Here is a 6,004-nt window from a genome sequence, read left to right as displayed (position 1 = left end):
ACTATGGAACCGTGGTGTAGTTGGCCTAACATGCCTGCCTGTCACGCAGGAGATCGCGGGTTCGAATCCCGTCGGTTCCGCCATTTTTTAATTAAATATACACCGTGCCGGTGTAGCTCAACTGGTAGAGCAACTGACTTGTAATCAGTAGGTTGGGGGTTCAAGTCCTCTCGCCGGCACCATTTTTAGTATTTACATCTGAATTTGTGATAGAATGTATATTACAAGTAAAATTGTTAATACTAAGATTCTCTTAGTGGATGAATGGCTTACTCTATGGCGGTCGTGGCGAAGTGGTTAACGCACCGGTTTGTGGATCCGGCATTCGGGGGTTCAATTCCCCTCGATCGCCCCATGATTTTTTAATGGGGATTAGCCAAGCGGTAAGGCAACGGACTTTGACTCCGTCATGCATAGGTTCAAATCCTATATCCCCAGCCATTTCATTACGAGTCATTAGCTCAGTTGGTAGAGCACCTGACTTTTAATCAGGGTGTCGAAGGTTCGAGCCCTTCATGACTCACCATTATATTTTGCGGTCGTGGCGGAATTGGCAGACGCGCACGGTTCAGGTCCGTGTGGGCTAACCCCCGTGGAGGTTCGAGTCCTCTCGACCGCACCATATGTTTTGCGGAAGTGGCTCAGCGGTAGAGCATCGCCTTGCCAAGGCGAGGGTCGCGGGTTCGATTCCCGTCTTCCGCTCCAATATTTGCGCCCTTAGCTCAGCTGGATAGAGCGTTTGACTACGAATCAAAAGGCCGGGAGTTCGAATCTCTCAGGGCGCGCCATTATTCTCATAAGTATCGGGATGTAGCTCAGCTTGGTAGAGCACCTGGTTTGGGACCAGGGGGTCGCATGTTCAAATCGTGTCATCCCGATTTTTTTTATTTGCGGGTGTAGTTCAATGGTAGAACTTTAGCCTTCCAAGCTAATAGCGTGGGTTCGATTCCCATCACCCGCTTCCGAGTAACATATAGAAGGGCCTTTGCTTATAGCAAGGGCTTTTTTTGTGTTAAAAAGGATAAGTGTAATCTATTTAAAATAGGGGCAATTGTCATTTGATTAAGGATGAAATCTTTGTTTAAATAAATAGAACAATTTGTATCTGATTAAACGTATTTATTTATAAAGGAGGACAAACAGTAATGAAAAGAGCTCTGGTCATTGGTGGAAACGGAACGCTAGGTAAAGCTGTTGTTGCGAAACTGAGAGATTATTCGGTTGAGGTTATTACAGCAGGTAGACAATCCGGGGATGTTCAGGTGGATATGACGTCGACAGAGAGTATTACTACCCTCTTTGAAACGGTGAGTAATATTGATTACGTCATTGTTGCGGCAGGCCAGACCCATTATGCGAAACTCGAAGAACTGACACCAGAGAACAATATGATTAGTGTGCAGGGCAAACTGCTAGGACAGGTCAATATCGTATTGATTGGTCAGCACTATATTAACGACAAGGGGAGTTTCACACTGGTCAGTGGCATTATACAAGACCACCCTATTGAGAAAGGCGCATCAAGTGCTATGGTCAATGGGGCTATTGATTCGTTTGCCAAAGCGGCAGCGTTTGAGTTGCCAAGAGGTATTCGTTTGAACTCAGTTAGTCCTAATCTGTTTGAAGAGTCGGCGGAGAAATATAAGGATTTCTTTATTGGATTTAATCCGGTGCCTGTGGAGAAAGTGGCTAATACGTTTATCCAGAGTGCACTTGGTATCGAAACAGCCCAAAACTTTAAAATATATTAAAAACCTGATGTGAATGAAGAATTACTGAAATAAAGAACTGCTGAATGAGGCCATTTGGAATATTGAATATAAAGGAGATCCACCGAAAATCCGGTGAATCTCCTTTTGTTTGCTGTGGATGAAACAGAGGTATGTTTACTATTATGAAGCAGGTAGTCCAAGAACTTCGAGCATTTCATTACGTTTGAGCGATTCGGCAATGGGGCCATCAATGAGCCACTTCTTAGCATTGAGGACATACACATGACCATTTTGGACAGCGGGCAGACTTTTCCACACTTGGAGTTGCTGGATTTCGTTGAGTTCATCTTTTGTTTTTTGCAACGCTTCAGGTGATCCATCTGAGCTAATGGACACGATAAACAGATAGTCTGCTTTGATTTCAGGCAAAAGCTCAACCGAGATATTGGCATTCATCCGTTCCGGATTCTCCGCTTCAAGTTTGGTAACGAGAGCATCGGGAGTGAATCCAATATCATAACCCGCTCCCACATAGCTGGAACCCGAGAAGGGTGTAGACGGAATGGAAGAGAAGAACAAACGAATATCCTTCTCTTCCAAGCGCAGGAATGCAGCAGTAGGTTTAGTTTTGGTGATATCGGCTGCCAGCTTCTGAGCTTCTGTTATTTGGTCATTATTTTGTTGTAAAAGCTGTTCAGCCCGCTTCTCAATATCCAGTGCAGTAGCTACCTGCACGATAGATTCCTGCCAATTACGGCGATCATAAGTGATCGTAGGCGCGATCTTCTCGAGTTGTTCGAGAATCTTGGCATCCAAACTGGCATTGGCAATAATAAGGTCCGGATTGGCGCTGACTACAGCTTCAAAATTGACACTTTCATTAATGGGTTCGACAGCCACGCCTTGGGCTTCAAGTTGCTCATTCAGGTAATCTTGCCGGCCAATAGGTGTAGCAAGTACCAGTGGTACCTCCAAGGAGAGGAGAATGTCCTCCATATTAATGGACACAATCCGTTCGGGATGTGCCGGGATTTCTTTGCTGCCATTGGCGCTCTCCACGGTCTTAGTAGCTGATTCAGTGGATGAGTCACCATCTGTCCCCGCAGCTGATTTTACGCCATCTGCAGATGGCTGCGAAGTGCTTGCAGGTGTCTGTCCACACGCAACAAGTAACATGGCGAGTATAAACAGGATCCCCGGTATTTTGACATAATGCTGTTTGTACATCATAATCCCCCTGTGTTTCTAATGATATTGATTCTCAGTATACTTTATATTGTAGCGGTCTCATGTTGGGGGAGACATAGTCTTCTGTGCTATCCAGTCATGGATTAATGTGCTGAGTTCCACCAAAAAGTTTCAGGGTTTCATCGATGATCTGATCATGGGCATATGGTGAATAATCCAACCAAGGCATTTCATCTAGCAGATATACATGCTGGTTCTGCACGGGCATCAAATGTTGCCATAGCTGAGTCTGTTGTAGTTTATGCCAACGTTGCTGGGATTCCGAGTCCTGGTCCACAATCAGTAACATGCGATCTCCAACCATTTGAGGCAACTCCTGTTCATCCAATGCACGATAGACTTGCCCTGGAAGCAGATCGTGTGAAGGGGAAACCCCCAGGTCGTCATATAGAACAGCACCCCCATTGCGTCGCCCGTAGATTAACAGGTGACCCATCATGATATGAATGATGGAGACCGTATCCTTACCGATTAAATGAGTAAGCTGCTCTGTGGCATGTATTACCTTGTCATCATACTGCTCCAACCATTGCTGAGCATCTTGTTGCTGTCCCACAATGGAGGCAACTTGTACGAAGTGTTCCCGCCAGCTCAATCCTTTCCATGGGATAACGATGGTAGGTGCAATTCGCTGCAGCGTTCTTTTTAACGTATGGGCTTCGTACTCATTACAGAGTATGAGGTCCGGGCTCGCTTGCATCAACAACTCAACGTTGGTTTGCCAGATACGAGGATTCATGCGTTTGCTACGTCCCAGATGATAAGGGATATTCGAGAAAAACAGATTCCTATGTTGATCCCGTCGGTTATCGATCAATGCCGCATGGGGGATGATCTGTAATGCCAGCAGATGGCCAGTGGTTCCGAAGGAGAGAGCAGCAATTTTACTGCGTTTCTGCCGTTGATAGGTAGAGGGAGACATACCAACATATTTTTTGAATTTACGACTAAAGTAAAACTCGTCCTGAAAACCAACCTGTGAGGCGATATGTTTAATGGTTTGGCCGGGAACGAGCAGCATCTCTTTGGCCCTGTCCATGCGGATACTGTTCACATATTCCATGGGACTGATGCCAGTCCGGCTTTTGAATACCCGCGAATAGTGCCATACACTCATGCCTGCCACTCCGGCAAGAACTTCACGAGAAAGATGCTCAGCATATCCAAGCTCAATAAGTTCAAGCGTTTGATCCAAAGCAGAGGTGTGTTCGGAATCTCCTATTGCACTTTCTTTGGGAGGAGCATACACATGGGTCAACAATTCATGCATCAAAGTCTGAATACGAAATGGACGATTTTCTTGAGGTACAGAGATGCATTCATGGAGCTGTGAAGCAATTCTGGTACATTCCTGAAAAAGTTCATGCGGTAATTCATCGGCGTAAGACGAACGAAGTACCCCTTTTTGGTAAATCTCCATTACAGTAGAGCCGGAAGTAGTTTTGTTGATATCTGAAATGGGCTTTAACAGATCAAAATATATCGCGATGCCCTGTAAAGGATGAACCTCATCCGTTGTATATTCTATCGCTGTTCCTGGCAGGATCAGATACATCTTGCCGAGTGTGGCATGATTCAGCCTGTGCCCAATACGAATATCGGCTTCACCACCAGTACAGATGAGCAGAAGATGTGAGTCCGCTAATACGAATGGGGCAAGAAAAGACGCTTGATCGAGAACTTCGGATGTCTTGAATCTTGCATATAGGTCACGGGTATGGTCACCGTTAGATATCAGTGGAAAGACTTGCAAAGTCACCAGAATCCCTCCTTAACTTGCAATAGTAACATTACATATGATGTATTTGAGAATCATTATCAATTATCGCATATTGTCATACAAATAAGAAGTCCATATGATAATATGAAATGATATAGCGAATTCTGATCACTGTACCGCGTGACTCTCCACTATAACTTGAATTGAAATAGGTTACCGTGTTGGAAAATAGCCAATACATAGTGCCCATCATCCAAACCGTTGAGCGAATAACCAGTAAAATCTCAACCGATGTTAATTGTAGATTACTTAAATAACAGATCATTTAATTCACTACGCAAAAAAAAGACAAGCCTTCTCCTACGATGTCCGCAGGAAGAGGAACTTGTCTTTTTAGTTAGAGCTAGCGATTAGTATCTTTCTAGAATCGTCTGAGTCTTCAAGCCATCGGCAGGAATCAGCCAGTTATTGTTCTTCAGCAATTGCAGTAGTTGGGTACGCAGTCCAGATACGGCTACAGCATCATCGGTTTTGAAAGAAACCTCTACGATATTCTCAATACCTGTACCTTCTGCATTACGGATCGGCCATACTTCGAGTGTGAGCTCTTGACCATTCCATGTACCTTCATATCGTTGAAACGTTATTGGACCATAAGCACGGGATTGAGTCAATTGCTGCTTGCCCCAGTTGGAGGCAGACCAGTTTTTCAATTTGCCCGGAAGCTTGTCCAGTAACATGTTCAGGGCATCTTGCTGGGAAGGAAGTTGAACACCTGTCGCTTTGGTATCGACTTTTTTGGTATTGGAGAAGCTCAGCGTCTGTTTTCCGTATCCCCAATCAATTTCAGCCTCGTAGTTATCATCTGATTTGTCGAATCCTTCTTGATTAGCCAGAGTCAGCGCTGCATTGATATCGCCATTGATCACAGGATAGCGTTTTTTATAAGTCAATTCGTAGTTATTTTTGTCATCCTTTTTGCGAAAACGAACGTTCCATCCTTGTTGATCCAATCCGAGAGCATTGGTGTCGAAGTACTCTACGTTAATATTTCTTGGCGTGGAATTCAGGCCGAGTGTCTGAATCACTTCACTGCGTGGTGTCCCATCTGTATTTAATACAAGCTCCGGCTTGGCCAGAAACTTCACTTCATAAGCAGGAACGGCATTGGCAGCAGCTGAAGCCTGGGGTGCTCCCAGAAACGTCAGTCCACTTCCCAATGTTACGATGCTCAGCATGAATGAGGCGGTTACCTTTTTCCACTTTTTCAAAACCAATCACTCTCCTAATCTGGATTAACGTACAGACTTACTTTATCGCTCGA

Annotated in this window: 4 protein-coding genes and 10 tRNA genes; 11 read left to right on the top strand and 3 right to left on the bottom strand. The window is 44.8% G+C overall.

Features of this window, described 5'->3' with window-relative positions:
* Nucleotides 1–5: 5 nt before the first annotated feature.
* The 11 genes from D829_RS0122125 to D829_RS0122075 all read left to right on the top strand — a co-directional run bounded on the left by D829_RS0122125 (nucleotide 6) and on the right by D829_RS0122075 (nucleotide 1,751).
* Nucleotides 6–83: transfer RNA gene (locus D829_RS0122125), tRNA-Asp, on the top strand.
* Between the two features lie 23 nt (nucleotides 84–106).
* A tRNA-Thr gene (locus D829_RS0122120) sits at nucleotides 107–182 on the top strand.
* Nucleotides 183–279: 97 nt separating this feature from the next.
* Nucleotides 280–355 (top strand) — tRNA-His (locus D829_RS0122115).
* Between the two features lie 11 nt (nucleotides 356–366).
* Nucleotides 367–441 (top strand) — tRNA-Gln (locus tag D829_RS0122110).
* A 9-nt stretch (nucleotides 442–450) separates the two neighbouring features.
* A tRNA-Lys gene (locus D829_RS0122105) sits at nucleotides 451–526 on the top strand.
* Between the two features lie 9 nt (nucleotides 527–535).
* Nucleotides 536–622: transfer RNA gene (locus D829_RS0122100), tRNA-Leu, on the top strand.
* A gap of 8 nt (nucleotides 623–630) precedes the next feature.
* Nucleotides 631–705 (top strand) — tRNA-Gly (locus D829_RS0122095).
* Nucleotides 706–711: 6 nt separating this feature from the next.
* A tRNA-Arg gene (locus D829_RS0122090) sits at nucleotides 712–788 on the top strand.
* A 16-nt stretch (nucleotides 789–804) separates the two neighbouring features.
* Nucleotides 805–878: transfer RNA gene (locus D829_RS0122085), tRNA-Pro, on the top strand.
* Between the two features lie 12 nt (nucleotides 879–890).
* Nucleotides 891–961: transfer RNA gene (locus D829_RS0122080), tRNA-Gly, on the top strand.
* Between the two features lie 184 nt (nucleotides 962–1,145).
* Nucleotides 1,146–1,751, top strand: a complete 606-nt coding sequence (locus D829_RS0122075) for a short chain dehydrogenase (protein ID WP_017691113.1) — start codon at nucleotides 1,146–1,148, stop codon at nucleotides 1,749–1,751.
* Between the two features lie 141 nt (nucleotides 1,752–1,892).
* On the opposite strand, the gene D829_RS0122070 is transcribed toward D829_RS0122075, so the two are convergent.
* From D829_RS0122070 to D829_RS0122060, 3 genes are all read right to left on the bottom strand, one after another.
* Entirely contained in the window at nucleotides 1,893–2,942 is a 1,050-nt protein-coding gene (locus D829_RS0122070) for an ABC transporter substrate-binding protein (protein WP_081595067.1), read from the bottom strand.
* Nucleotides 2,943–3,036: 94 nt separating this feature from the next.
* Nucleotides 3,037–4,719 (bottom strand): AraC family transcriptional regulator, encoded by a 1,683-nt coding sequence (locus D829_RS0122065; protein ID WP_017691111.1) that lies wholly within the window; start codon nucleotides 4,717–4,719, stop codon nucleotides 3,037–3,039.
* A gap of 371 nt (nucleotides 4,720–5,090) precedes the next feature.
* On the bottom strand, nucleotides 5,091–5,951 hold the full coding sequence (locus D829_RS0122060; RefSeq protein ID WP_017691110.1) for a hypothetical protein: 861 nt from the start codon (nucleotides 5,949–5,951) through the stop codon (nucleotides 5,091–5,093).
* Between the last annotated feature and the right edge of the window lie 53 nt (nucleotides 5,952–6,004).

Source organism: Paenibacillus sp. PAMC 26794, from assembly GCF_000316035.1.
Taxonomy (GTDB): domain Bacteria; phylum Bacillota; class Bacilli; order Paenibacillales; family Paenibacillaceae; genus Paenibacillus.
This window is presented reverse-complemented; position numbering and strand designations above follow the sequence as displayed.

Excerpts from the sequence above, each read along its gene's own strand:
- D829_RS0122070 (WP_081595067.1), bottom strand. The coding sequence starts at position 2,942 with ATGATGTACAAACAGCATTATGTCAAAATACCGGGGATCCTGTTTATA.
- D829_RS0122075 (WP_017691113.1), top strand. The coding sequence starts at position 1,146 with ATGAAAAGAGCTCTGGTCATTGGTGGAAACGGAACGCTAGGTAAAGCT.